Origin of the sequence: Kluyvera intermedia (assembly GCF_021440345.1) — a bacterium.
Lineage (GTDB): Bacteria > Pseudomonadota > Gammaproteobacteria > Enterobacterales > Enterobacteriaceae > Kluyvera > Kluyvera intermedia_A.
Genome location: NZ_JAKCNS010000157.1, coordinates 1 through 2,534, shown reverse-complemented (window position 1 = coordinate 2,534; position 2,534 = coordinate 1). Strand labels below are relative to the sequence as shown.

Below are 2,534 nucleotides of genomic sequence, written 5' to 3'. Positions count from 1 at the left end.
AACCCAAAAAGAAATGATTTAAAATATATTGCCAAAAACATATTAAAAGTAGTCGAACAACAAAAGATAGAAACTGAAAAAGTAGATCAATTGTTAGAGCAGGTTGAGCAATTGAAAGACACTATGGCAAACTTAGCTTCTTTAGGAATATTGACCGTTTGTCTGGGACACGAAACAAAACAACATACGAGTATGTCTGCCACAAACATTGCGATGTTAAGGGACATGATTGAGGACGATATCGATAATTTCGATACAATAAAGGCACTGAAAAGAATAGATATTTTAGAAAATAGCATTAAATATATATCAGATTTTGCTGGGTTTGCATTGAGCAATGTCAGGCCTGACAAACGGAATATGAATAAAATTCAACTTAACCAGATTGTTAATGATGTCATCAAGATATTTAATCAGTCATTAGTTAAAAGTAATGTAGAAGTTATTAAAGAATGGGACATTAATTCAGTTTATCCAATCCGCGGGTTTAGAATACACTGGGAGAGTATTATAATTAATTTTCTCACTAACTCTCTTTGGGCACTTGAATCTACTAGAGAAGGTGATAGGAAAATAAAGATAAAACTGTCTTTAAATAGTGACTCTAATCGAGTGGAGATGCATTTTCTGGATAGTGGGAAGGGGATAGAATTTGGAACGGAAAATAGAGTGTTTGATACAGGATTTAGTACGAAAACAGATGAAAAAGGGGACCAGTCAGGAACAGGAATGGGATTGTCTATAGTAAAGAATTTTGTTATTGATAATCATAAAGGAAATTTACGGGTCATTCCAAAAGGGGAACTTGGTGGGGCCGAATTTGTAATTTCAGTACCAGTGTATTGATTTCAAGAGAGAGTACATTATGAGAACAGTTATCTATATTGATGATGATCATGAAGCAAGAACTACATATCAAGAACCGTTACAAATGTTATTTGGTGATGATTTCGATTTGATAGCAATTGAACCTATTTTTGAAATAGAAGAAATGCTACGGTCCTTACAGCAATATAACAATGTTGTTGCATTTATTCTTGATGAAAAAATGAATCAACTCGGGAAGGCTAAATATCTTGGGCGACATTTAGCTGAGGGATTGAGGATTATTAATCAAAAAATCCCCATATATATATTTACTGCGTTCAATGATGAGTTCGATAGTTTATACGGACCCGCTGATGTAGAGTATATTATAGCAAAGGAGAGTTTATCCGATCGTGAAAAACGGAAATCATTATCAGCAAAAATAAGAAGGCATCAAGATACATTTTGCGATATAAAGACAGCACGAGCACAGCGTTTAGATGAACTATTGTTAAAATCCATGGAGAAGGAGTTGGATGAAAATGAATCAAAAGAATTCCAGCAACTTAATTTTTTGCGAACAAAGAGTATAAACCTTCAGGAAATTCAGAATGTGGATATTCTTACGGAAAAATTAAAAGAGAATGATGTTAAAATTTCGAAAATTGAACAGCTACTGAAAGGACTATAGCATGTTTTATCCAAAATTGACTCGGAGAAATAATTACTCTGTAAAAAAAGGCGGTGGTTATTATAGGTATTCATACTATAGACAGGAAATTTTAGATGATTGTCAGAGTCGATGCGTTTATTGTGATTTGTTACTTGAAGAACATGCCTACGAGGGGATGCACTTAGACCATTTCAGGCCTCAGGATTATTTTAAAACGATAACAAACGATCCAAATAATCTTGTAATTAGCTGTCCAAAATGCAATATATTAAAATCAAACCACTGGCCCTGTGACAAAAATCAGGTTACTACCCCAAGCCATAATGATAAAGTCGGCTTTGTTGACCCTTTTATCGAAAATATGTCAGACTATTTCTCCGTTGATCCCGACGGAATATTGAAGCCGTTAAAAAATCCAGGTCTGTACATGTTAGGAATATTAGATCTGAATCGACAAGCTCGTATTTTCTCAAGAAGAAAGAGAATTCAGCTAAATACAATAAAAGAGCTTTTCAAGGCTCTAGATGAAAAAACAGATGAACTATTTTTGTTGATTACGGACGAGAAAATATCGAAAGAATTAGCTAGCGTAAAATATACTGGGATTACGAAATTGAGAGAGTCACTCAGAGAGCTTCTATCTTAACTATCTATTATTATTTCGTGCAAAATAATTACCCGCTTTGGCGGGTTTTGTCTGCCTCTAGCAAGAGATACAGCGTTTAATTGATAGCAAAAATACCTTTATAGGATTGATGAATCAGCCGTATGAGCACGTTGTTAATTTATACAGGATTTAGAACGGTGAGCCGATCACAGTTGTTTGCTGAGGCGAAGGTGAGAACTAATCTGTCGGAAATGTGCTGTCGAAGCAATTTTCTGTATGACCTTTATTCCCCTAACTATGGTGGAAGGGCCGAGTATAATATCGGCACCAGGTTATTGAGGTTTCAATGTTCTAGCGAAAATTCATACCAGAGCTAGGTGAATGATGCTTACCAAAGTAAAGTTGGTATTGTTGGCGCTAAGTCGTGAAGGGTGATGCTGCCAACTT

Annotated in this window: 3 protein-coding genes; all 3 read left to right on the top strand. The window is 35.1% G+C overall.

Annotation, left to right across the window (positions count from 1 at the left end):
- Positions 1-846: sensor histidine kinase (locus LZ634_RS22455; RefSeq protein ID WP_234508937.1), on the top strand; the 846-nt coding region annotated here is incomplete at its 5' end.
- 19 nt (positions 847-865) lie between these two features.
- Positions 866-1,498 (top strand): hypothetical protein, encoded by a 633-nt coding sequence (locus tag LZ634_RS22450; protein ID WP_234508936.1) that lies wholly within the window; start codon positions 866-868, stop codon positions 1,496-1,498.
- Between the two features lies 1 nt (position 1,499).
- Positions 1,500-2,126: an HNH endonuclease signature motif containing protein gene (locus LZ634_RS22445; protein WP_234508935.1), complete on the top strand. Its 627-nt coding sequence runs from the start codon at positions 1,500-1,502 to the stop codon at positions 2,124-2,126.
- The last annotated feature ends 408 nt before the right edge of the window (positions 2,127-2,534 follow it).

Excerpts from the sequence above, each read along its gene's own strand:
- LZ634_RS22450 (WP_234508936.1), top strand. The coding sequence starts at position 866 with ATGAGAACAGTTATCTATATTGATGATGATCATGAAGCAAGAACTACA.
- LZ634_RS22445 (WP_234508935.1), top strand. The coding sequence starts at position 1,500 with ATGTTTTATCCAAAATTGACTCGGAGAAATAATTACTCTGTAAAAAAA.